The sequence below is a fragment of the Allobosea sp. ASV33 genome, from assembly GCF_016428755.1.
GTDB lineage: Bacteria > Pseudomonadota > Alphaproteobacteria > Rhizobiales > Beijerinckiaceae > Allobosea.
Window position 1 is genome coordinate 1 of record NZ_JAELTI010000051.1, and the last position, 23,256, is coordinate 23,256.

Annotated in this window: 21 protein-coding genes and 1 pseudogene; 10 read left to right on the plus strand and 12 right to left on the minus strand. The window is 64.6% G+C overall.

From position 1 onward, the window contains the following. Nucleotides 1-337: 337 nt before the first annotated feature. The 5 genes and pseudogenes from JHD80_RS15690 to JHD80_RS15700 all read left to right on the plus strand — a co-directional run bounded on the left by JHD80_RS15690 (nt 338) and on the right by JHD80_RS15700 (nt 3,271). Nucleotides 338-622 (plus strand): hypothetical protein, encoded by a 285-nt coding sequence (locus tag JHD80_RS15690; RefSeq protein WP_199089017.1) that lies wholly within the window; start codon nt 338-340, stop codon nt 620-622. Between the two features lie 175 nt (nt 623-797). Next, nucleotides 798-1,676: pseudogene (locus tag JHD80_RS28735) on the plus strand (sensor histidine kinase); the annotation flags it as partial. Then, nucleotides 1,642-2,607, plus strand: a complete 966-nt coding sequence (locus JHD80_RS28740) for a response regulator (protein ID WP_248311583.1) — start codon at nt 1,642-1,644, stop codon at nt 2,605-2,607. The pseudogene JHD80_RS28735 and the gene JHD80_RS28740, both read left to right, overlap by 35 nt. Then, the gene (locus JHD80_RS28745) at nt 2,511-2,822 is read left to right on the plus strand and encodes a LuxR C-terminal-related transcriptional regulator (RefSeq protein WP_248311584.1); all 312 of its coding nucleotides are present in this window, start codon (nt 2,511-2,513) and stop codon (nt 2,820-2,822) included. The genes JHD80_RS28740 and JHD80_RS28745 overlap by 97 nt, the downstream gene beginning before the upstream one ends. A 287-nt stretch (nt 2,823-3,109) precedes the next feature. Then, entirely contained in the window at nt 3,110-3,271 is a 162-nt protein-coding gene (locus tag JHD80_RS15700; RefSeq protein ID WP_199089019.1) for a hypothetical protein, read from the plus strand. Between the two features lie 75 nt (nt 3,272-3,346). On the opposite strand, the gene JHD80_RS15705 is transcribed toward JHD80_RS15700, so the two are convergent. The 6 genes from JHD80_RS15705 to hisD form a co-directional block, all read right to left on the minus strand. Beyond that, nucleotides 3,347-4,651 (minus strand): Nramp family divalent metal transporter, encoded by a 1,305-nt coding sequence (locus tag JHD80_RS15705; RefSeq protein ID WP_199089104.1) that lies wholly within the window; start codon nt 4,649-4,651, stop codon nt 3,347-3,349. 1,016 nt (nt 4,652-5,667) lie between these two features. Next, nucleotides 5,668-6,501 carry an ABC transporter permease gene (locus JHD80_RS15710; protein WP_199089021.1) on the minus strand — a complete coding sequence of 278 codons (834 nt, stop codon included), beginning with the start codon at nt 6,499-6,501 and terminating at the stop codon, nt 5,668-5,670. Then, nucleotides 6,498-7,667 (minus strand): ABC transporter permease, encoded by a 1,170-nt coding sequence (locus JHD80_RS15715; protein ID WP_199089023.1) that lies wholly within the window; start codon nt 7,665-7,667, stop codon nt 6,498-6,500. The genes JHD80_RS15710 and JHD80_RS15715 overlap by 4 nt, the downstream gene beginning before the upstream one ends. Further along, nucleotides 7,664-8,737, minus strand: coding sequence for an ABC transporter ATP-binding protein (locus JHD80_RS15720; protein ID WP_199089025.1), 1,074 nt, complete (start codon nt 8,735-8,737; stop codon nt 7,664-7,666). Before JHD80_RS15720 ends, JHD80_RS15715 begins: the two co-directional genes overlap by 4 nt. A gap of 159 nt (nt 8,738-8,896) precedes the next feature. Next, complete coding sequence (locus JHD80_RS15725; RefSeq protein WP_465246526.1) at nt 8,897-9,940, minus strand: ABC transporter substrate-binding protein; 1,044 nt, start codon at nt 9,938-9,940, stop codon at nt 8,897-8,899. Nucleotides 9,941-10,068: 128 nt separating this feature from the next. Further along, nucleotides 10,069-11,376, minus strand: coding sequence for a histidinol dehydrogenase (hisD, locus tag JHD80_RS15730; RefSeq protein ID WP_199089030.1), 1,308 nt, complete (start codon nt 11,374-11,376; stop codon nt 10,069-10,071). 132 nt (nt 11,377-11,508) lie between these two features. Here hisD and JHD80_RS15735 point away from each other — a divergent pair, with 132 nt between their 5' ends. Beyond that, complete coding sequence (locus JHD80_RS15735) at nt 11,509-12,054, plus strand: cupin domain-containing protein (RefSeq protein WP_199089032.1); 546 nt, start codon at nt 11,509-11,511, stop codon at nt 12,052-12,054. Between the two features lie 214 nt (nt 12,055-12,268). Here JHD80_RS15735 and JHD80_RS15740 read toward each other — a convergent pair whose 3' ends face one another. From JHD80_RS15740 to JHD80_RS15755, 4 genes are all read right to left on the minus strand, one after another. Further along, on the minus strand, nt 12,269-13,084 hold the full coding sequence (locus JHD80_RS15740; protein WP_199089035.1) for an NAD-dependent epimerase/dehydratase family protein: 816 nt from the start codon (nt 13,082-13,084) through the stop codon (nt 12,269-12,271). Between the two features lie 160 nt (nt 13,085-13,244). After that, nucleotides 13,245-14,954, minus strand: coding sequence for a hydantoinase B/oxoprolinase family protein (locus JHD80_RS15745; protein ID WP_199089037.1), 1,710 nt, complete (start codon nt 14,952-14,954; stop codon nt 13,245-13,247). After that, entirely contained in the window at nt 14,947-17,073 is a 2,127-nt protein-coding gene (locus JHD80_RS15750; RefSeq protein ID WP_199089039.1) for a hydantoinase/oxoprolinase family protein, read from the minus strand. The genes JHD80_RS15745 and JHD80_RS15750 overlap by 8 nt, the downstream gene beginning before the upstream one ends. Before the next feature lie 129 nt (nt 17,074-17,202). Beyond that, nucleotides 17,203-18,264 (minus strand): LysR substrate-binding domain-containing protein, encoded by a 1,062-nt coding sequence (locus tag JHD80_RS15755; RefSeq protein WP_199089042.1) that lies wholly within the window; start codon nt 18,262-18,264, stop codon nt 17,203-17,205. Nucleotides 18,265-18,323: 59 nt separating this feature from the next. Here JHD80_RS15755 and JHD80_RS15760 point away from each other — a divergent pair, with 59 nt between their 5' ends. The 4 genes from JHD80_RS15760 to JHD80_RS15775 are packed head-to-tail and all read left to right on the plus strand — an operon-like array spanning nt 18,324 to nt 21,362. Next, nucleotides 18,324-19,310 (plus strand): TRAP transporter substrate-binding protein, encoded by a 987-nt coding sequence (locus JHD80_RS15760; RefSeq protein WP_199089044.1) that lies wholly within the window; start codon nt 18,324-18,326, stop codon nt 19,308-19,310. A gap of 50 nt (nt 19,311-19,360) precedes the next feature. Continuing rightward, nucleotides 19,361-19,882 (plus strand): TRAP transporter small permease subunit, encoded by a 522-nt coding sequence (locus JHD80_RS15765; RefSeq protein ID WP_199089046.1) that lies wholly within the window; start codon nt 19,361-19,363, stop codon nt 19,880-19,882. A 9-nt stretch (nt 19,883-19,891) separates the two neighbouring features. Then, nucleotides 19,892-21,196: a TRAP transporter large permease gene (locus JHD80_RS15770; protein WP_199089049.1), complete on the plus strand. Its 1,305-nt coding sequence runs from the start codon at nt 19,892-19,894 to the stop codon at nt 21,194-21,196. 28 nt (nt 21,197-21,224) lie between these two features. Beyond that, nucleotides 21,225-21,362, plus strand: a complete 138-nt coding sequence (locus JHD80_RS15775; RefSeq protein WP_199089051.1) for a hypothetical protein — start codon at nt 21,225-21,227, stop codon at nt 21,360-21,362. Nucleotides 21,363-21,470: 108 nt separating this feature from the next. Here JHD80_RS15775 and JHD80_RS15780 read toward each other — a convergent pair whose 3' ends face one another. Next, nucleotides 21,471-22,328 carry an ABC transporter permease gene (locus JHD80_RS15780; protein ID WP_210339906.1) on the minus strand — a complete coding sequence of 286 codons (858 nt, stop codon included), beginning with the start codon at nt 22,326-22,328 and terminating at the stop codon, nt 21,471-21,473. After that, a complete protein-coding gene (locus JHD80_RS15785) occupies nt 22,325-23,245 on the minus strand; it encodes an ABC transporter permease (RefSeq protein WP_199089052.1) in 921 nt (306 codons plus the stop codon). Before JHD80_RS15785 ends, JHD80_RS15780 begins: the two co-directional genes overlap by 4 nt. Nucleotides 23,246-23,256 lie beyond the last annotated feature (11 nt).

Here is a 23,256-nt window from a genome sequence, read left to right on the forward strand (position 1 = left end):
AGCTGGCGCCTAGCCGACATTGCCAATGTCCGCTTTCCGGCAGATCGGCACGGCTGCGATGTGAAGGCAGGGGCGCCAACCGGCTATATTTGCGATCCGGCAAGCGTTGACCGCAGCGCTTCTATGCTTACCAGCCCGTACCACGGCGGGTTTGCCTCTCAAACCTCAGGGGCTTGGGTTGAGGCAGCGACACCGCCCGGGAAACCGCGCCACCAATTCGTGATCCGAATGTCGTTGCCATTTGAGTTGCGGAGGCTCTCGATAATGATCGCGCTGCCTTTGCGCGCGAGAGCACCGCCCGAGTGCGGTTCGGCCGGCAATCAAAATCGAGATTGTCATGAAATCCGGCCACGGCAGGTTGATCCTGCGCGACGGTTCGGACGTTGCGGTCAGCTATCTGCTCAATGATTTTGGGTCTTGGTGCAGCGGCACCCTAGTCGGTGACATGACAGCAATCGGCCCAGCCGATTTTAGCCGCGGATTGAAAGTACGATTGGAATATGGCCCCGATCTCGTTCCGATGGTCATCGGGTATTCTGAAATTCATCTCACATTCGCAGCGAGATACAACGCTCGCACCACCGGAAATTCAAGAACTGGTTCCGAAGGGGGCGCGCGCTAGTTCTCGCGCCGGGACATCATCTGCGAGTCTGCCAGACGACGATTCCGCTGCCGGACACGCCCTTGGATATACTGATACGCAGTACGAAGCAGAGCGAAGAGGCACCCTCTTACGAGCCGACGCGAACAAGAGCCCCTTGCCGCGCCGACTCTGACCCGTCGCTCAAGCTGAAGGATTGAGCGACGGACTATTCTTCTTTCGCCACAGAAACTTTCACGACGACGGACGATTTACGCCGGACATCCGGGCGCGGGATGGCCTGTGGTACGTGCGACGCATCCTGCCCTATCGCGCCCAGGACGACGGGGTCGAGGGCGTCGTCATCACCCTCGTCGACATCACGGAGCGCAAACACGCCGCCGATGCGTGGGAGGCAGCCAGGAAGGAGGCCCAGCGGGCCAATATCGCCAAGTCGCGCTTTCTTGCAGCGGCCAGCCATGACATTCGCCAGCCCCTGCAAGCGCTCAGCCTGATGAGCGGGATCCTGACCAGGAAAATTCGCGCGGATCAGAAGCGGGAGGCACTGGGACTTGTAACCCGCCTCGACGAAACGGCCGCCGCCATGTCAGGCATGCTCAACACGTTGCTCGACATCAACCAGCTCGAGGCCGGAACGGTTCATCCTGAATTCGTCAGCTTCCCGATCGCAGATGTGCTGGGGCGGTTGCGCGACGAGTTTAGCTATCACGCGACGGCCCAGAACCTCGCCCTCCACGCAGTATCGTGCAGTCTATCGGTCTACAGCGATCCGCGCCTACTGGAGCAGATGATCCGCAACCTGCTGTCAAACGCCTTGAAATACACCAGGCGCGGCAAGGTGCTGCTCGGATGCCGCCGGCGCGGCGGAATACTCAGGATCGAAATCTGCGATACCGGCATCGGCATTGCCGAGCAGGATCTTCAGGCGATCTTCGATTAGTATCACCAGCTCGACAACGAGGCGCGTGAACGCAGCCGCGGCCTCGGGCTCGGACTGTCCATCGTGCAGCGCCTGGCCGTTCTGCTCGGTCATCCCGTGTATGTCCGTTCCAGGCCCGGAAAGGGTTCGATCTTTTCGATCGACGTCACTCCTCGCCATCGTCCTGACCGACGAAGGTCATCGCCCGGCCACGGCGCCGGGTGGAGCCGCTGCGCTGGAGTTGCTCTCACGCGAGGATCTCGTGCCGGACCTGATCCTCGCCGATTTCAATCTGCCGGACGGCATGGACGGGCTTCTCGTCGCCGCGACTATCCGCGAGAAACTTCAGAGCCACATACCGGTGATGATCCTCACCGGAGATATTTCGACGGATAACTTGCAGCGTATCGCGGGCGAAGACTGCCTGGAGTTCAACAAGCCGGTCAAGACCGCCGACGTTGTGGAGGCCATTCAAAGCTTGCTGCCGGGCAGCCGCTCGGCGCCGCGGCAACATGTGCAACACCCAACGCGGGCCGCTCCGAGCCCGAATGCCCCCGTGATCTTTCTCGTCGACGACGACACGCATGTCCGCGAAGGAATTCGCGACCTGCTCGAATCCGACGGCCGGATCGTCGAGGATTTCGCGAGCTGCGAGGCTTTCCTGAAGGCCTATCGGCCCGGCCAGGCGGGATGTCTGCTGGTGGACGCCTACCTGCCGGGAATGACGGGCCTGGAATTGCTGCAACGGCTCCGTGGTGACGGCGATCGGCTGCCCGCGATCATGATCACCGGAAACAGCGATGTGCCGATGTCGGTCCGAGCCATGAAAGCCGGTGCACGCGACTTCATCGAGAAGCCGTCGGCCGCGAAGAGCTACTCGAAGGCGTCGCGCGTGCGCTCGACCAAGCCCAGGACGCCGCCAAGCTATTGGTCTGGCAAAAGGAGGCGGCCGACCACATCGCCGGTCTCACGCCGAGACAGCGCCAGATCATGGGTCTGGTGCTCGCAGGGCACCCCAGCAAGAATATCGCCGCCGACCTCAAGATCAGCCAGCGCACCGTCGAAAATCATCGCGCCTCGATCATGAAGAAAACCGGAGCGAAATCCATTCCCGCATTGGCGCGGCTGGCGCTCGCCGCGGCCTTGAGGCCGGACGAGGCGGCGCGCGCAGAGAGACCTCAGCCTGCCGGCGCAGCTTTCGGACTGCGCAGATTGAGCTCCGACCGCCGGCTAGGCGCCGGCCAGTGTGATGGCAGCCGGCGTGCGAACCGAAATCGGCCAGGCCGAGCGGTCTCTGAGTAGTTTCCGGCGCTGGCGCACGCATTGTGCCAGCCTAGAATCGGGTTCTCGTCCGAGCCGATTTGTGCCGGCGCCCCTGATCGAACGCCAACCCCATGCGAATCCTCGTCCTGACGGCCCTTCTCGCGACTGGGCTGGCTGGTTGCCAGACCATGGAGCAATCGCAAGCCGGTGCAGGCGATGTCTGCCAGGCATCCGGCTATCGGGAGGGAACGCGAGCTTACCGGAACTGCGTCAGCACTCATATGCACCAAGATCGGCGGGAATCCGATGCTGCCGCCGGCGCCGTCGTGGCTGGCGCTGCGGCAGGCCTTGTCGGTGGTGCGCTCGTCGCCGAGAGCCGGTCCTATGAGGACCGCGGCTACTATGGTCGCGGCTATGATGGTGGCTACGGGCGCAGCTACTACGGAGGGCCGGGCTATTATCGCGGTTGCAGCGGGTGGGGTTGCTGATCGGTATGAGCCTTGCGAACACGATGGCATCCGTCGGCATTGCTTCGCTCATGGCGCTGAAGACGAACGCAATTTTTACCGGAACGACGTCCAGATCATGCCGGCGACCGCGGCGGTCATGACGACCGTCGCGAGCCACCCGATCCGTTGCAGCGGGCCGCCGATGGTGTTCGTCCCCATGATATCGGCCCGCCTCGTCATCCGCATCATCGTAACCATGACGGGACACGAAACGATGCCGTTGATCACAGCACTCCAGTAAAGCGCTTTGATCGGATCGATGGGCGAGAAGTCCACGGCCGTTCCAACCAGCGTAGCAAGCGTGATGGTGGCGTAAAAGGCCTTCGCCTCCATCGGCTGGCGTGCCAAGCCGATGGGCCATTTGCGCGCTTCGCCCAGGGCGTATGCCGCGGAACCCGCGAGAACCGGGATCGCCAGAAGCCCCGTACCGATGATGCCGAGCGCGAAGATGGTGAAGGCGAAGCGGCCGGCCACGGGCTTGAGCGCCTCCGCCGCCTGGCTCGACGTCTGGATATCGACCGTGCCGTCGACATGCAGCGTAGCGGCGGTGGTGACCATGATCGCCAAGGCAACGAGGCTGGAAAAGCCCATGCCGACATAGGTGTCGATGCGAATGCGAGCGAAGGCTCGTTTACTTTGTTCAGGCGCATCGACGAGCGCCTCGCGCTTGGGCATCGCATGCTCGTCCTCGACTTCCTGCGAAGCCTGCCAGAAGAAGAGATAAGGGCTGATCGTCGTGCCAAGGATCGCGACGACGGTCGTCCAGAAAGCCGTCTCGCCTGAAAGGGTTGGAATGAACAGCCCGCGCGCGAGTTCGCCGAAAGGAATTTTTACGAACATAACCGTTCCGAAATAGGCGAACAGCGAGAAGGTCAGCCATTTCAGGACGGAAAGGTAGCGGGTGTATTGCGAGAATATCTGGAGGCAGGCGCTGACGACAGCGAAGAACACGACGTAGATCGCCGTCTGGCCGCCGATGAGGAGGCCGACCGCATCCCTCATAGCCCCGAGATCCGCGCCGATATTGATGATGTTCGCGACGAACAAGAGCGCGACGATCCACGTCAGCAGCCATGAAGGGTAGTGTTCGCGAAGGTTGGTGGCGATCCCGTGCCCGGTGGTGCGTCCGATCCGCGCACTGATTTCCTGGATCGCGGCCATCAGCGGATAGCTGAAGAGCACCGTCCAGATGATGCCGAAGCCGAATTGCGCACCGGCCTGGGAATAGGTCGCAATGCCGCTCGGATCGTCGTCGGCTGCACCGGTGATCAGGCCGGGACCGAGCACGTCCAGCAAGTGCGGCTTCAAGGTGCCTACTACCGGGTTCGGGTTCTCGGAATCATTGACTTCGGAGGTCATTCGTTTCCCAGCGCCTCCTTCCCTGCGACGGGTGGTCTGTCCTGGATCTGCCAAGTGCAGTGATCCAGACGTAGGGAAGAATAGCGGCCGGTCGTGGCTGGGACAGGATCGGAAATTACGTACAGCCAATTGGGAGCGGCTGATCGCGCTGGGACTGCCGCCGCCCAAAATCGAGGCCAGTTCTATCTAACCGACGGACGGCGCCGCTTGTCCGGCATTCCGGTCGGTACATCGAGGAGCTGTGACTTACGAGATGCCTTGCTGGCATCGGAGATGGGCAAATCGGACAGCGCCGCATCGATGTGCTGTCCTGCAGTCGCACGTGCCCTGAGTTGCTGGCTCTTGCGGGTAACGTTTTTGGGCGCGCCTACCGGAAGCAACCGGTCCATGTCGTGAACCGGGCCATGAGTTGTGCCGGGCGAGGCACTGGAGCGGGATTTGGTCGGATTGGTCATGCAAGGCAAACTGATCGCGATTCCGTTTGTTCCTTGTTGATACGCCTCGCACATTGACGCTCGCGGCGTCCATGCCGTCTTAATGCGCTTGGTGCCCGTACGCGGGGACGATCCCAAGTTCGATGCGACGGTTGCGCGTGGTCCGGACAATACCTCGGCACAAGCGCGGCTCCAGCTTTGCTGGTGGACTTGCTCGACCGCGGGAGTCTCGCCCATTGGACGCCGCTGGCCTTGCGCTATCTAGATAACTTCGACGGAAATGCAGGCTCACAGTTGGTCAGAGACAGCTTAATCGCAGCTATCGAGGCCTCTGATCAGGGAACTTTGAACGCGATCAGCACCCGGCTTTCGAGGCGAGGCCTCGATCTTCCAGCGCCTGCGCAACCTGGCGCGCATCAAGCGCTGAAGGTCCGCTTTATACCAGTCGCGTAATGTCGGCTTCTGGCGCATCCCGGACCCCAGTCAGAGCGCGTTCACCATCCTGCGTATTCAATTGCTTATTCGGAGCAGCGCCTTTCAAGCAAGACCCATGTCCGGAATTGGGGCTTGATGGAATACGAGCTAAAGACCGGAGATCTCCCGCTTTTTGCGCAATGCTCCGATCAATGATGCCCCCTTCACCGCCAGCAGCAGCACGAAGGTGAGAATCATGATGATGAAGGCTGCTGCTGCGATCGCCGGGCTGATGTTCTCGCGCAGGGAGGAGAACATCTGGCGGGCGAGTGTCGTCTGATTGGGGCCCGCGACGAACAGCGTGATCACGACCTCGTCGAGCGATGTGGCGAAGGCGAAGACCGCGCCGGTCAAAATGCCCGGCATGGCCAGCGGCAGCGTCACGTTCCGGAAGACCTCGACCGGGGAGGCACCCAGGCTGGCCGCCGCACGCTCCAGCGCCGGATCCATGCTCGCCAGCGAACTTGCGACGTTGACGAGGACGAAAGGCACGCAAAGCACGGCATGGGCGATGATGACGCCGAGATAGCTGGAGGCCAGCCCCATGCGCGCGTAGAGGATCTGCATGCCCACGCCGAGCACGACCGCGGGCACCACCATCGGCAGCAGAAATATCGACCGCAGCAGGCCGGAGAACGGCACCAGTTCGCGCCTGAGGCCCATCGCCGCCAATGTCCCTATCACGGTGGCGACGATCGTCGCGCCCGTGCCGATGATCAGCGAATTGACGATCGCCCGGGTCCAAGCCTGGCTTTCCGCGAGCACGCCGAACCAGCGCATCGATGGCCCGCTGATGGGATAGACGAGGAAGACGCTGTCGGTGAAGGCCAGCGGCAGGATCGCCACCAGCGGCAGCAGCAGGAAGCCGACTACCAGCGTGCCGAAGCCGAGCCGCAGCGCGTTGAAGGCCGCGCCGCCCGGGCGAAGAGAGGCGCTGCTCATGTCTGCACCAGCGGCGTGCGCGAAAGCCGGCTGTAGACGATGTAGAGCACCGTCGTCGGCGCCAGCAGGAACAGGCCGAGGGCACCCGCCATGCCCCAGTTGGCTGTTCCCGTCGCATAGAAGGCGATCACCGAGCTGATCATCTGGTCGCCGGCGCCACCCGTCAGGGCCGGGGTGATGTAGTAGCCGAGCGCCACCATGAAGACGAGCAGCGAGCCCGAGAGCAGACCCGGCATGGCGAGCGGCAGCAAGACGTGGCGAAAGGCTTGCAGCGGCGCGGCGCCCAGCGCGGCGGCGGCGGGCATCAGGTTGCGCGGGATTGCGATCAGGCTCGCGTAGATCGGCAGCACCATCAGCGGCAGCAGGACATGCGTCATGGCGATCAGCACGCCCGTGCGATTGTAGATCAGCGAGAGCGGTGAATCGATCAGGCCGATCGCGCGCAGCGTCTGGTTGATGAGCCCGCTATCCTGCAGCAGGATCAGCCAGGCCGCCGTGCGCACCAGCAGCGAGGTCCATAGCGGCAGCAGCACGGCGATCAGCAGCGCATTGCGCTTCCAGCCTGAGAGGCTCGCCGTCAGCATGGCGAAGGGCAGGCCGATCGCCGCGCAGAGCAGCGTCACTTGGATCGCGATCACGAAGGTACGCAGCATGATCGCGCGGTTGACGGCGAAATCGGGCTCGACCGGCGTGATCCGCGCCTCGTCGGTGCGCTTAAGGTCGATGGCCGCCAGGAGGTTGGCATCGGTATAGGCCGGCATGCTGCGCTTCAGCGCGAGCCAGTAAGCCTGGTCGCTCCAGCGCGGATCGACCGTCGCGAGGTCCACCGGATCGGACTCTGCCGCTTCCCGCAACGTGCGGGCCGTGCGCGGCAGGAGCGTGCGAAAGCCGGCCTGCTGGCTGTTGAGCGTGCGGACCGCGTCGCCGAAGCGCTCCTGCGGCGTATCGGCCCGCAGATCCCGGATGAGCGCCGCCTGCAGTGCCGCCGGCGGGGGGTCGCTGCCGTCCCAGCTCGCGATCGCGGTTGCCGTCTGGGGAAAGGCGAGACGCACCGTCCCGCCCTGTACCGCCGTGGCGATCATCATCCACAGCGGCCAAAGGAAGAACAGGCCGAGGAACACCACCAGCGGCGTGACCAGGAGCAGCGCTTTGAGCCGCGCGCTCATGGCACTACCAGCGAGCAATCGCCCGGCGCGAAGCTGGCGAAGGCCTTGCTGCCGATCGGCGGAGCGGCGTCGCGCCGACCAGCGCGGGCGACCAGATGGCTCTCACCGCAAGCGAGGTGCAGGCGGATATGGTCGCCATGATAGACATGGTCCGTGATCGTTACGGGCAAGGCGTTGTCGGCGCCAGGATCCTGCACGAGGTGCAGCATCTCGGGGCGAACCGAGACTATCACATCCTGAGCCGTCTCGAAGGCCGCGCCCCTGTCGCAGGTCACGCTTGCGCCCGTGCCCAGCGCGACCGTCGCCGTCTCGCCGCTGCGCCCGGCAACGCGGCCTGCAAGCAGATTGGTCTCTCCGATGAATTCGGCGACAAAACGTGTTCGCGGCCTGTCATACAGGCCCGAAGGCGTGTCGAACTGCTCGATCTTCCCGCGATTGAGCACTGCGACCCGGTCCGACATGGTCAGCGCCTCGCCCTGATCATGGGTAACGAAGATCACGGTCAATCCGAGGTCGCGATGGAGCGCGCGGATCTCCAGCTGCATATGCTCGCGCAATTGCTTGTCGAGCGCGCTCAGCGGCTCGTCCATGAGCACGACCTTGGGCTCGTAGACCAGTGCGCGCGATAGCGCGATGCGCTGTTGCTGACCGCCGGACAACTGCGAAGGCTTGCGGTCGGCAAGATGGCCGAGGCGGACCAGATCGAGCGCGCGCTTCACCCGCGTATCGCGCTCCGTCCTGGCGACGCCCCGCATCTTCAGCGGAAAGGCGACGTTCTCGGAGATCGTCATGTGCGGAAACAGCGCGTAGTTCTGGAAGACCACACCCATCTCGCGCTTGTACGGGGGCAGGTGCTCGACCCGGCGCCCGTCGACATGGATGCTGCCGCCGGAGGGCGTCTCGAAGCCGGCGAGCATCATCAACAGCGTCGTCTTGCCCGAGCCGGAGGGGCCGAGCAGGCTGACGAACTCGCCTCGCGCGACGTGGAAATCGAGCGCATCGACCACGGTGATCGCGCCGAAAACCTTGCTGATGGCCTTGAAATGAATGAACGAATCCGGTTCGCGCAAAGGATGATCTTCCCGTAACGGATAAGGCTTGGCCGCTGCGGCCGCGGTAAGGATCAGGACATGCCGCGCCAGTCCCGCCGGCCGAAGTTCAGGCGCGCCAGTCGATCGAGCACGCGCCGAGGGCTGCTTTCCCTCGGCGCGCGTGTCGGTCGCCTTTGTTTACTTGCCGACCCAGGCGTTGAAGCGCTTGGTCAGGTCTTCGATATTGTCGTTCCAGTAGTCGACGTCGATGGCGATCGCGTTTTCGAGATTCTGCGGCGCGGTCGGCAGGTCGACGGCAAGGTCGGCCGGGACGGCCGCCGCGGCTGCCTTGTTGGGCAGACCGTAGGCGATGTCTTGCGGCAGCTTCGACTGGTTTTCCGGCAGACTGGCAAATGCGATGAAGTCCATCGCCTGGTCCTTGTTCGGGCTGCCCTTCAGGATCACCCAGCTATCGACGGCATAGATGCTGCCCGGCCAGACGGTCTTGAACTTGGTGCCCTCGGTCTTGTTGATGCCGCTGATGCGGCCATTATAGGCTGCGGTCATCACGACCTGACCGGACTTCAACAGCTGAAGTGGCTGTGCGCCGGATTCCCACCAGACGATATCGGATTTGATCTCGTCGAGCTTCTTGAAGGCGCGGTCGACGCCGCCCTTCTCGCGCAGCACCTTGTAGACGTCCTTCGGCGCCACCCCATCGGCGATCAGCGCGAATTCGAGCGCGTATTTCGGTCCGCGGCGCAGGGCGCGCTTGCCTGGGAACTTCTTGGTGTCCCAGAAATCGGCCCAGGATGTCGGTGCTGTCTTGAGCTTTTCGGAATCGTAGGAGAGCAGCGTCGACCAGACGATCGCGCCGACGCCGCAGTCGCTCACGGCGCTCGGCAGGAACTTGTCCTTGCCGCCCAGCTTGTTCCAGTCGAGCTTCTCGTAGAGGCCGTCGGCGCAACCGATGGCGAGCTCGTCGGCCTCGACCTGCACGGCGTCCCAGTTCGGCGTGCCGGCCTTGACCTTGGCCTGGACGACACCCACGCCGCCGTCCCAGGACTCGTCGAGGACCGGTTTGCCCGTCTTTTCGGCGAAGGGCTTGAAGTAGATCTTGCGCTGCGCATCCTGGTAGTTGCCGCCCCAGGATACGACGGTGAGATCGCGGGCTGCGGCCGCGCCGACGCCTGCGATGGCGAGCCCCGCCGCGAGAGCCGTGCTGCCGAGTATGGACTTCAGAAACGTCATGGATCTTCTCCCTGCTTCTGCTGCAGCGATCCGTCCCGCCCCTCGCGGGCTGGATCGTTGTTGCCCCATAGGAACCCTCTTTTTCGGACTGCGATAGAGGCTTCCAAAATCTTCGGCGCTCAGGCGCCGATCTCGCTGAGCAATTGAGCCGGTGCAAGACGTAGCGCGGCTGCCCGCCGATGTCCTTCCAGCCCTTCGCTCGCGCTCTGGCGCATGGCCGGCGGCGCAACCGCCGCGACGCCGCGCTCGTCGAGCCATTGATGCGTACAGGTCTTGAGATAGGAGCCCACCCACAGCCCACCGGTGTAGCGCCCTGCCGCCATGGTCGGCAGCGTGTGGTTCGTGCCGCAGCACTTGTCGGAATAGACCACGCTCGCGGCGACCCCAATGAAGATCGAGCCGTAATTGCGCAGCTTTGCAGCCGTCGCCTGCGCATCGCGCGTATGCACCTCGAGATGCTCGGCGGCGATATGGTCGGAATAGGCGAGCATGGCCGCCTCGTCCGCGCAGACGACGATCTCGCCATAGTCGCGCCAGGCCGCCGCGGCGACGGGTGCGGTCGAGAGGTTGCCGAGCTGGCGTTCGACCTCGGCGAGCACCTTCGCTGCCAGGCCGCGATCCGTGGTGATCAAACCGACGCGGGTGCGAACATCGTGCTCCGCCTGCGCCAGGAGATCGACAGCGATCGTCACAGCATCTCCGGTTTCGTCGGCGACGACGAAGATTTCGCTCGGCCCGGCCAACTGGTCGATGCCGACGAGGCCGAAGACTTGCCGCTTGGCCTCGTTCACATAGGCGTTGCCGGGGCCGACGATCTTGTCGACGGCGGGAATGCTCTCCGTCCCGAAGGCCATGGCGGCGATGGCCTGCGCACCTCCCACACGGAAGATCCGGTCGGCTCCCGCGAGATGGCAGCCCGCGATCATCGCCGGGTGCGCTCCAGGCGGCAGGCAGGCAACGACCTCGTCGCAGCCTGCGACCTTGGCCGGCACGAGCGTCATGATCGGCGCGGAAAGAAGCGGATAGCGGCCGCCGGGAACGTAGGCGCCGATGCGGGCAATCGGGATGATGCGGTGGCCCAGATGCAGACCCGGCAGGGCCTCGATTTCGAGCGGCAGCAGCGTCTTGCGCTGGGCCTCGGCGAAGGCTCGCACCCGCTCGATCGCGAATTCGGTATCGGCGCGGGTTTGCTTGTCGAGCCCGTCGAGAGCGGCAATGCGCTCGCCCGCTGAGATTTCGAAAGCCTCGATGTCGAGCTTGTCGAACTCGCGGGAATAACGCCGGACGGCGGCATCGCCCTCCTGGCGCACCGCCTCCAGAACTGCCTTCACCGTGGCCTCGACCGGCGTGTTGTCACTCCAGGCGCTGCGGCCGGGGGCCTTGAGGCGCTCGATCCTGGCTTCCAGTGCGGGGGCAAGTTTGGACATGGCGCGTTCCGATGAGCAGAAATGACACCGCAAGCTTCCTCGCCACGGAACCACTGCGCAAGCAGCCGCGGAGGCGTGTTGAAGATATTCACCAATTGGGGTCAGATCATTCTTCTTGGCAGGAGGCTCCCCATGAAGATTGGTGACCGCGTGCGGGAGCTTCGGCTACGCCGCAAGCTCAGCGTCCGCTCCGTCGCCCTGCGTTCGGGCGTTTCGCATTCCTCGATATCGTTGATCGAGCGGGATTTGATCAGCCCGTCGCTCGACACACTGCATGCGGTGCTCGATGCTCTCGGCACGACATTATCGGGCTTTTTCCTTGATTTTCATGCGGTCTCGCCGCCGGAGCCGTTTTGCCGCGCTGCCGATATGGCCGAAATCGGCCGGCAGGATGCCATTTCCTATCGTGTCATAGGCACCGGCTTCCCCAACCGCTCGATGCTCATGCTGCATGAAACCTACGCGCCTGGAGCCGATACCGGCGATGCCTTCTCGCATTCCGCACAAGAGGGCGGCCTTGTCATCCGTGGCGCGGTCGAAGTGACCGTGGCGGGCCGGACCTCGGTTCTGAAGCCAGGCGATGGTTATTATTTCGACAGCCGCGAACCGCACCGCTTTCGCAACGCCGCCGACGGGCCGAGCGAGATCGTGAGTGCGATCACGCCGCCGACTTACTGAATTGGCGCGGCAGGCCTGCCGCCTGGTCCGCTTTCGGTCCCAGGTTCAATGTCTGCTCCCGGCACCGCTCAGCCTATCCCGGCCGAGGTCCCGCTTTTGGCGGATGGTGAGGTGACCGAAAAGATAGGCGTTTTCGACCCGGAGTAATCTGCGAACATTCTGAGATGAACAAGAGAGTTGGTGGATTTCGCCCTGTGGCTGTCTGCACCAGTCTTCAGGCTTTGGCTTCGTCATCGGGATGGGGCATTTCGCAGAACTTTCCGCCGAGATAGCGGCCTGCAGGCGATAGCGGATCGAGGGCAGGAGTGTTGGCTTCGACCTTGGCCCGGAACGGCTCCGAATTGTCCTGCGGGTGGTAGCCGAGATGGCTCGCGCCGCTGTTATCCACCGCCTTCACCGTATTGTCGGAGGTGCCGAAAGCGATCGTGTGGCCGACGAAAGGCGCCGTGAGCGACGCCGTCACAAGGCGCACGCAATCGGCGAATGACAAGTAAGACCACAGCATCCGGCGATCGGCTGGCTCCGGGAAGGACGAGAAGATGCGCAGGCACGCCGTCTCGATGCCGTGTTTGTCCCAGTAGAGCCGGCTGAGGCTTTCGACGAAGGTCTTGCCGACACCATAAAGACAGTCGGGCCGGACCGGCGCATCGACCGAAATATGCGCTCCGATCTCATGGAAGCCGATCGCGTGGACCGACGAGGCGTAGACGATGCGCTTGACCCCGTGTTTCCGCGCGCCCTCGTAGATGTGATAGGAGCCGCGGATACTGGAATCGAGGATGACCTGCCATTCGCGTTCGGTCGGCGCTCCCCCGAAATGGACGATGGCATCGCACCCTTCGGTCGCTGCGACCGTCGCCTCCATGTCGGCAAGGTCGAAGATCGCTTCCTCTTCATGGGCGGCAAGCGGGCCGAGCGGCTCGCGATCGGCGAGGCGTATCACTTGCGCGAGCGGTGCAAGGCCGGCACGAAGCTGCGAGCCCAGGCGCCCGGCCGCGCCCGTAATCAGGATACGGTTGTAATGCGGCATGCGATCCTCGCGTCTGGCAGCCGCGTCGCGGCTATGTGGCTGCGCTCGGGCAGTCCCTATCGGAGGACGTAGTGAGGCATTGCCCGGCGATCGTTGGCAAGCCGCAGCACGGCTGGGCCGCACTGCGCAGGGTACGGGCCACCTCGGAGCAGCCTTCCCGCTAGCGAGGCAGTTCACCGCGCCGGGATCTGGTCAGCACATCGGCGACGCGGTCCTCCGGCAGGCCATACTCGGCGCAGGCGGCTTCTGCCGAGATATAGCCCAGGGCGAGATCGCGCTCCACGCTGCTCGCGGACCTGTCGGCCGGCGCGCCATAGCCGGCGCCGCCCGGGAAGGCCATCACGACCTTGCGGCCATGCGGGACGAACTGCTTGCCCTTGCCCTTCATCGCCGTGCCGTCATCGAGCGCGATCGTCGTCGGCGCGCCGCCGCCGCCGCCGCGCCGGCCGCGGGCAGGGTGATGGACGCGGTCGAACATCGCCTGGATGTCGAACTCGTAGCCCTCCCAGGCGCCGACCTCCATATGCTGGCCGAGGCCGCCGCGATGCTGGCCCTTGCCGCCCGAATCGGGCCGGAGTTCCTTGCGCCAGACGATGACCGGGCCGACCTGCTCGGTCGCCTCGACCGGCATCGTCATCACGCCGGAGGGGAAGGCGGTGGCGTTCATGCCGTCGAGCGCCGGCCGTGCGCCCGAGCCGCCGGAGTTGAAGGTCAATACCTCGGCCCGCACGGCGTCGGCCGGCCAGGGGCCGTCGGTGCGCGGCCGGAGCGAGACCTGGAAGTTGCACAGGCTGCCGGCGCCCTCGGCCGGGACGAGGCCGGGCAGGAGCTTGTCGAGCGCGTCGTAGATCGTGTCCGGCACCATGTGGCCGATGATATGGCGCAGCGCGACCGGCGCCGGCCAGACCGCGTTGACGATGGTGTGCTCCGGCGCGGTGATGCGGAAAGGCTCCAGCGAGGCGGCGTTGTTCGGGATTTCCGGCGCGATCGCGCATTTGAGCGCGTAGCAGGTATAGGCCTTCGTATAGACCAGCGGCACGTTGATGCCGTTCTTGTCGACGCCGGAGGTGCCGGCCCAGTCGCAGAGCACGCCGTCAGGCTCGATCGAGATCTTCACCTTGAGGTCGATCGGCCGGCTATAGCCGTCGATCCGCATATGGCCCTCGGCTTGGCCACGCGGCAGGGCCGCGATCTTGTCCAGCGTCGCCTGGCGGGAATTGGTCAGGATGAAATCGGAGATGCCGGCGAGATCAGCGAGCTTGAACTCGACCATCATCTCGATCAGCCGGCGATGGCCGATCTCGTTGCAGGTCGCGAGCGCATAGACGTCGCCGACGAGCTGGTCGGGCTCGCGGACATTGCCGCGGATGATCGTGACCAGCGTCTCGTTGACCGTGCCGCGATCGGCGAACTTCATGATCGGGATATGCAGGCCTTCCTCGTAGACCGAGTTGGCATCGGCGCCGAAGCCGCGCCCTCCGATATCGACGATATGGGCCGTGCAGGCGAAGAAGCCGACATGGCGACCCTTGTGGAACGAGGGGCTGACGACGGTGATGTCGTGCAGATGGCCGGTGCCTTCCCAGGGGTTGTTGGTGATGTAGACATCGCCCTCGGCGATGTTCTCGCGCCCGATCCTGCGGATGAAATGGGCGACGGCATCGGCCATGGCGTTGACGTGGCCGGGCGTGCCGGTCACCGCCTGCGCCAGCATCTCGCCCTTCTCGTTATAGACGCCGGCCGAGAGGTCGCCGGCCTCGCGCACCGAGGTGGAGAAGGAGGTGCGGATCAGCGCCTGCGCCTGTTCCTCGACGACCGAGATCAGGCGGTTCCACATGACCTGATAGGCGACCTTGGAGATCTCAGACATGGGCGGGCTCCTTCCGCGCGGCGACGCCAGCGGCGGGTGCGGCTTCTGAAAGGCGGATATCGATGCAGCCGTCGTTCAGCGTCACGGCGAAGCGGCTCGACGGCAGGATGATGGTGGTCTCGTCCTCGGTGACGATGCCGGGGCCGTTGATCCGGCTGCCGGCGGGCAGGGCGGTACGGTTATGGGCTTGCGCCTCGACGCGGCGTCCGAGGCCGGCATCGAAGACGGAGCGGCTGCCTTGCGCCGGCGCGTCGCGGGTCTGGGAGACCGGCGCCACCGGGGCGACGGCCTGCTGCGGCGTATGCGCGTTGACCGACCAGACGGTAATCTCGGCGGCGAGGCCCTTCACAGTGCGGCCGAAGAGATTGGCGTATTCGTGCTCGAAGCGCTGGAGGATGACGGCCGGGTCGGCAGCGCGCGCCTCTTCCGGCGTCAACGTGACCGGGATTTCCCAGCCCTGGCCGGCATAGCGCATGTAGATCTTGTATTCGGCCTGGATCGCGCCGTCCCAGCCGCAGGACCGCACCACCCGCGTCGCTTCCTCTTCCATCTCGTCGAAAAGTTTCGTGACGCGCGCGGTGTCGAACTGGGCGAGCCGCATGAACAGGGTGCGGTTGGCCTCGAAGCTGAACGGCGCCCGGAGGAAGCCGATGGCCGAGCCGACACCGGCACCGGGCGGCACGAGGCAACGGGCAATGCCGAGCTTTTCGCAGAGGCGGCCGGCATGGAGGGGCGCTGCGCCGCCGAAGGCGATCATCGTGTATTCGGACAGATCCTCACCGTTCTCGACGGCGTGGACGCGGGCGGCATTGGCCATGTTCTCGTCGACGACCTCGGCCACGCCCCAGGCGCTTTCCAGGGCGTCCATGCCGAGCCTGCCGCCGATCTCGCTCGTCAGCGCCGCAGCCGACTGGTCGGCGAAGAGCGGGATCGTGCCGGCCGCGAAGTTATCCGGGTCGATCTTGCCGAGAATGACGTCGGCATCGGTCACGGCCGGGCGCTTGCCGCCGCGGCCGTAGCAGGCCGGGCCGGGCTCGGAGCCTGCGCTTTCCGGCCCGACGCGGATCTGGTTCATCGAGTCGACATGGGCGAGGCTGCCGCCTCCGGCGCCGATCTCGACCATGTCGATCACGGGAATCGAGATCGGCATGCCCGAGCCCTTCTTGAAGCGATAGGTCCGGGCGACCTCGAAGACGCGGGCGGTCTTCGGTGTGTAGTTCTTGATCAGGCAGATTTTGGCGGTGGTGCCGCCCATGTCGAAGGAGAGCACCTTCTTCAAGCCATGCCGCGCGGCGATGTCGGCGGCGAAGACCGCGCCGCCGGCCGGGCCGGACTCGACGAGGCGGACCGGGAATTCCGAGGCGCTTTCGAGCGAGATGATGCCGCCGCCGGAATGCATCAGGAAGATCGGGCAGGAGGCGCCCTCGGCTGCCAGCCGCCCCTTGAGGCGGACGAGATAGCTCTTCATCAGCGGCTTGATATAGGCGTTGGCGATCGTCGTGTTGAAGCGCTCGTATTCGCGCATCTGCGGCGAGACTTCGGAGGAGAGCGAGACCATCGCGCCCGGCAGGCGCTCGGTCAGAACCTCCTGGATCAGGCGCTCATGCGCGTCGTTGACATAGGAGTGCAGCAGGCCGACCGCGACGCTCTCGTAGCCGGCTTCGCGCAATTCATCGACGAGGCTCTCGACGGCGGCGCGATCGAGCGGGATCAGGACCTTGCCGCGCGCATCCATGCGTTCCCTGACCGTGTAGCGGCGGTTGCGGGGCAGCAGCGGCTCCGGCAGCGTCAGGTTGAGGTCGTATTGCTCGAAGCGGCTCTCTGTCCGCATCTCGATGACGTCGCGAAAACCTTCGGTGGTGATGAGCGCGGTCTTGGCGCCGCGCCGCTCGATCAACGCGTTGGTCGCCAGCGTCGTGCCATGGATGATCTGGCCGATCGCGGAGGCGGCGATTCCGCCCTTCTCGCAGACCCGGTGCATGCCTTCGATGATCGCATCCTCGGGTGCGGCGTAGGTCGTCAAGACCTTGGTGGAGAACCTCTGCCCGCCTTGTTCGAGCACGACATCCGTGAAGGTTCCCCCGATATCGACGCCCAGGCGGGCCCCGAGAATGGACATGGCTTGCGCGCCTCCGTTGTTCGAGAGGCGGAGGATGGAACGTGGCGCCGATGTCGTCGAATTATTATTTTCAATGCTGTTCGATAGAGAATACTTATCGACACAACCCTTCTGCACGCTGCCGCCGGGCTATTGTGTCATCGGCTCGACGATGTCGCTGCGATGCTGTTGCAGGGCCCGCTCCCCGGCCAGCTCGGCCGCACGTTTGAGCAGGAAGCTGGCCGGCGTGTGGGCATATGATGCCGTGAAAATCAGAGCGCTAGGTGTCCATTCATAGGGGAATTCAACCAGCTCTCCGGCGTCCAGATACTTTTCCACCAGCGTCCTGGACATCGGTGCGATACCCAGCCCGTCGAGCGTCATCTGCAGGCTGGCCGCGAGGCTGCTCGACGGCACGATCCTGACCGGCCTTTCCCAGTTGTCGCGGAAATGCGCCGATAGCTCGACGAAATGGCGGGTATTGCGCGCATGGGTCAGGATCGTATGCGAGGCCATCGTCGCGAGGTCGGAACCGGTGAGCCCAAGCCGCGGCGAGGCCACCCAGAGATAAGGCACGGAACCGAGATCGACATTGCTGATGTTGAAGTTCGAGATCGGGCCGTTCAGCAGGCACAGATCGAGCGACCGCGAAACCAGCTCCTCGCGCAGGTTGATCGTCAGATCGACCCTGAGTTCGACATCGACATTGGGAAAAACCTGTCGCAGGTCGAGCAGATAGTCGCGCAGCCAGGTCTGGGCGATGAGCTCGGCGACGCCGAGCCTGAGGACGCCGACCTGCTGGTCCGAGCGGATCGATTGCTGCGAGAATTCCTCCGACGCCTGCAGCACGCGCTCGGCTTGTCCCAGCAGCGAATGCCCGATCGGCGTCAGGGCGACCGAGCCGGAGTCGCGGTGGAACAACCGCACGCCCAGAATGGATTCGAGCTGCGAGATGCGCACCGAGATATTCGGCTGGGTCGTATTCAGGCGCTCCGCCGTCGCCCTAAAGCTGCCGAGCTTCGCGACCCAAACGAAGCTCTCGAGCTGCTTCAGCGTCCAGTTCGGCATCGGCCCCGCACCCTCAGGCAAGCAATTTTTGGGCCGCTTAAGCGGCCGATAAACAAAATCTATCGCAACAACAGATAATTTCAATTGGATGCTATCGCGATAACACGCTCGACTGACCTTTAGCCGTCGATCGGGCTTCGGCACGGCTCGGCTCCTGAAACGCGCACGGCTTTCTCCGCAGCGCGACAAGAACGAGGGGAACCATGAACCGCAGAGCTTTGATCGCCTCCGTCGCCCTTGCCCTGAGCCTCGGCCTTGCCGCTCCCGCCACCGCCCAGACGAGCTGGACCATGGCGTCGGGCTACCCGGAAAGCAGCTTCTTCACCCAGAATATTCGGGAGATGATCAAGGAGATCGAGGAGAAGAGCGGCGGCAAGCTCAAGATCGACCTGCGCTCGAACGACAGTCTGATCAAGCTCGACGCCGTCAAGCGCGCCGTCCAGTCCGGCCAGATCCAGATCGGCGAGATCCGCCTCGGCGTCTATGGCAACGAAGGCGCGATGTACAATCTCGACAACATCCCCGGCGTCGCCACGACCTATGACCAGGCGACCAAGCTGACCGAGGCCCAGGCGCCCTTCTTCGACGCGCTGTTCAAGAAGAACGGCATGCGCGCCATCACCTATGTCGCCTGGCCGGGCCAGGGCTTCTACACCAAGGCGCCGCTGAAGGGTCTCGCCGACCTCAAGGGCCAGAAACTGCGCATCTACTCGAAACAGACGCAGATCATGGGCGAGAAGCTCGGCATGGAGGCGCTGATCCTGCCATTCGCCGAAGTGCCGCAGGCCTTCTCGACCGGCATGATCCAGTCGCTATGGACCAGCGCCCAGACCGGCACCGACGTCCAGATCTGGGATTACGTCAAGAACTTCACCTATACCGGCACGATGCACAACAAGAACGCGATCCTGGTCAACGAGCGCGCTTTCCGCCAGCTCGACGCAGCGACGCAGAAAATCGTGACCGAAGCCGGCGAGGCTGCGACCAAGCGCGGCTGGGATCTGTCCAAGAAGGCGGCAGAAGAGCGCGAGGGCGTGCTCAAGAGCCATGGCGTGGCGATCGCCCAGTCGCCGAAGGACATCCTCGACGCGATCGAGGTTGCCGGCAAAGGCATGGTCGCCGACTGGCTCGGTACCGCGACTGCCGAGGAGAAGGCTGTCTACGAAACCTACCAGAAGAGCCTGAAGTAACCGGCTTTCGTCCGCCACCTTTTCAAGACCCATGGCCAGCGGAGTGACCGGTGATACGAGGCGTTCTCGACAGGTTCTATGAGGCGTGCGGCTATGTCGCCGCCGCCTTCATGGTCGGCATCGGGCTGGCCATCGTCGCCCAGATCGTCTCGCGCATGCGCGGCGTCACTCTCGACGCTACCGAGGCGGCGGGGCTGTGTCTTGCAGCTTCGACCTTCTTCGGCCTGGCCCACACCTTCCGGCGCGGTGGACATGTCCGGATCAACCTCATCGTCGACCGCCTCCCGAAAGGCTGGCGGCGCGGGGTCGAGATCTTCAACTGCCTGCTCGGTACTGTGGTCGTTTCGTTTCTCGCCTGGCATGTGGCGTCGCTCGCGCTGCAATCGCGCGAATTCAACGATGTCAGTCCCGGCCTGCTGGCCATGCCGTTCTGGATTCCGCAGACCGGCGTCGCCATCGGCATCGCCGCATTGGCGATCGCCTTCATCGATGAACTCATCTGGCTCCTGACCGGCGGCAAGCCGCGCTACGAGGCACCCGACGAGATCGAACTCGACAGGCCGGTGGCATAGGGGCTGATGATGGACACGATCGTTCTCGCCTCGCTGGTGCTCGCCAGCTCGCTTCTCCTGCTGCTCGCCAGCGGCGTTTGGGTTGCACTCGCACTCCTCACCGTCGGCATGGTGATGATGGGGCTGTTCACCTCTGCCCCGATGGGTTCGCTGATCGCCTCCACGCTCTGGGATTCGAGCTGGGGCTGGGCGCTGACCTCGCTTCCGCTCTTCATCTGGATGGGCGAAATCCTGTTCCGCTCGAAGCTGCCGTCGGACATGTTCCAGGGCCTGGCGCCCTGGGTGTCGCGGCTGCCGGGCCGGCTGCTCCACGTCAACGTGCTGGGCTGCGGCATCATGGCGGCGGTCGCCGGCTCCTCGGCCGTGACCTGCGCCACGATCGGGCGGATCAGCGTGCCGGAGCTGGAGAAGCGTGGCTATCCGCTCAACATGACCATCGGCACGCTCGCCGGCTCCGGCACGCTAGGCCTCCTGATCCCGCCCTCGATCATCATGATCGTCTATGGCGTGACGGCCGAGGTTTCGATCGCCCGGCTGTTCATCGCCGGCGTGTTGCCGGGCATCCTGCTGATGGCGCTGTTCATGGGCTACACGGCGATCTGGAGCCTGCTCAACCCCGACAAGATGCCGCCGGCCGAGCCGCCGGTGCCCTTCCTGGAGAAGATCTATCGTTCGCGCCGACTGATCCCGGTCGCCCTGCTGATCGGCTCGGTGGTCGGCTCGATCTATGGCGGCATCGCCACCCCGACCGAGGCCGCGACCATCGGCGTCATCGGCGCGCTGATCCTGGCAGCGGTCGGCGGCGGGCTGACGCGTGCGAGCTTCATGGACGGGCTGATGGCGGCCATGCGGACCTCCTGCATGATCTCCTTCATCATCGCCTGCGCAGCCTGCCTGACCATTGCGGTGGCCTTCGTCGACATTCCTCGCTCGCTGGCGAGTTGGGTCGACGCCATGCACCTCTCGCCCTATGCGCTGCTGGCGGTGCTGGCCGTGTTCATGCTGATCCTTGGCTGCTTCCTCGAGGGCATCTCGATCATCGTGCTGACCTCGTCGGTGATGTTGCCGATGGTGCAGGCGGCGGGGATCGACCTGCTCTGGTTCGGCATCTTCGTGGTGATCCTGATCGAAGCGGCGCAGATCACCCCGCCGGTCGGGTTCAACCTGTTCGTGCTGCAAAGCATCACCGGCAAGGACATCCTCGCCGTGACGAAGGCTGCGATCCCCTATTTCTTCGTGCTGATGCTGCTGCTGGTGCTGATCACGGTGTTCCCGCAGATCGTCACCATCCTGCCGAAGATGATGGCGGGGTGAATACAGCGCAATCTTCGGTGCCGGCGCCATGACCGGCATCTTCGAGGTCGCGCCGTCTGCTTCGGCACCGGAGATTGGATTGCTACTGGCCGCAGCCTTCGCTTCCCTCGCCGCGATCGTCGTCCTCGGCCGCGTGCGCCACGAGGTTGCAGATTCGCGGTTGTGAACGATTATTGGATCTGGGCGCCCCCATTGCGGCAGATGCCGACATGCGACGGCTCTACAGGCGGCCACCCGGGCGCGTCTCGGATGATGTCTGGCATGTCGGCCGATATCAGTGGCGATCCGCGCGTGGATCGAGCCAGTCCCGCAGCCAGTCGCCAAGGAGATTGACGCTTAGCACCGTCAGCATCAGCGCGAGGCCGGGCAAGGTGATGATCCACCAGGCGCTGGCGATATAGGTCCGCCCGTCCGCCAGCATGCGCCCCCAACTCGGCGCGGGCGGCTGGATGCCGAGACCGAGGAAGCTCAAGCCGGCTTCGAGCACGATCGTGCGTGCGAGTTCCAGGGTCGCTACGACTAAGGCGGGGGTCAGGACGTTCGGCAGGATGTGCCGCAGCAGGAGGCGGGCATGGCCCGCCCCCATGGCCAGCGCCGCCTGGACAAATTCGCGTTCCCGGACGGTCAGGACCTGGGCCCGGATGATGCGGGCGTAGCGGACCCAACTCGTCAGGGCGAGGACCGCGATCAGATTTTGCAGGTTGGGGCCGAGCGCGGCGACGACCAGCAGGGCAAGCAGCATCAGCGGAAATGCGAGCTGTATGTCGACCAGGCGCATCAGCACCCGGTCGTACCAGCCGCCGAAATAACCAGCGACGAGTCCGAGCAGCACGCCGACGATGCCGCCGAGGATCACGGCGGAACCCGCAATCGTCAGCGTCACGCGGCTGCCCGCGATAATGCGGCTCAGGATGTCGCGGCCGAGCTGGTCGGTGCCGAGAGGGTGGACGCCCAGCCCGGCCCAGGAGATCGTCGGCGCCATCATGCGGGCGCGCAGATCGCCGCGCGTCGGGTCGGGCAGGCCGAGCCAGGGCCCGGCGAGCGCCAGCGCCAGCAGGAGCACCAGCAACGCGGCTCCGAGCAGCCCGAGCCAGTTCGCGCGCTGGCGATGCAGGAACGCGAAGAAACTCATGATGCCTGCCGGATGCGCGGGTCGATGAGGGTGTAGAGCAGGTCGACCAGAAGATTGACCACGACGAAGATGGTCGCGACCACCGCGACGCCGGCCTGCACGACCGGGAAGTCCTTGGTCTCGATCGCCTGGACGATCAACCGCCCGACGCCCGGCCAGGCGAAGACGGTCTCGGTGACGGCGGCGCCGCCGAGCAACTCGCCCGCGAGGATTCCGGTCATGGTCACGACCGGGATCAGCGAATTGCGGCCGACATGCCAGATATAGACGCGGCGGGGAGCGAGCCCCTTCGCATAGGCGGTGCGGACATAGTCGTCGCGCATCACGTCCAGCATCGAGGAGCGCAGCAGGCGCGCGATGCTGGCCGTCGTAAAGCAGGCCAATGTCATGGCCGGCAGCACAAGGTTCTGCCATTCCCCGTAGCCGCCGGTCGGAAACCAGCCGAGCTGCACCGCGAAGAACAGGATCAGCATGATGCCGAGCCAGAAGGAGGGCGTCGCCTGGCCGAGCAGCGCAACCAGAAGCACCAGCCCTTCGATCGCGGAGCCGCGATAGATCGCGGCGAGTGCGCCGGCGAGGCCGCCGACCAGCACGCCGATCGCGAGCGCGCAGCCGGCGAGCAGGGCCGTCGCCGGCAGCCTTTCGAGCACGACGTCGAGCGCCGGGCGCGCGAACTGGAAGGACTGACCGAAGTCGCCCTTCAGCGCATGGGACAGGAAGGTCAGGTATTGCTCCAGCAGCGGCTGATCGAGGCCAAGCTGAGTGCGCAATTCGCTGAGCTGGTCCTCCGTCGCCCCGATCGGCAGCAGCAGCACGGCGGGGTCGCCGAGCATGCGCGACACGACGAAGACGATCGTGACCACGCCCCAGATTGCGATCAGGCCCTCGCCGAGGCGGGAGGTCAGGTGGCGCGGCATCCGGCGGCCTC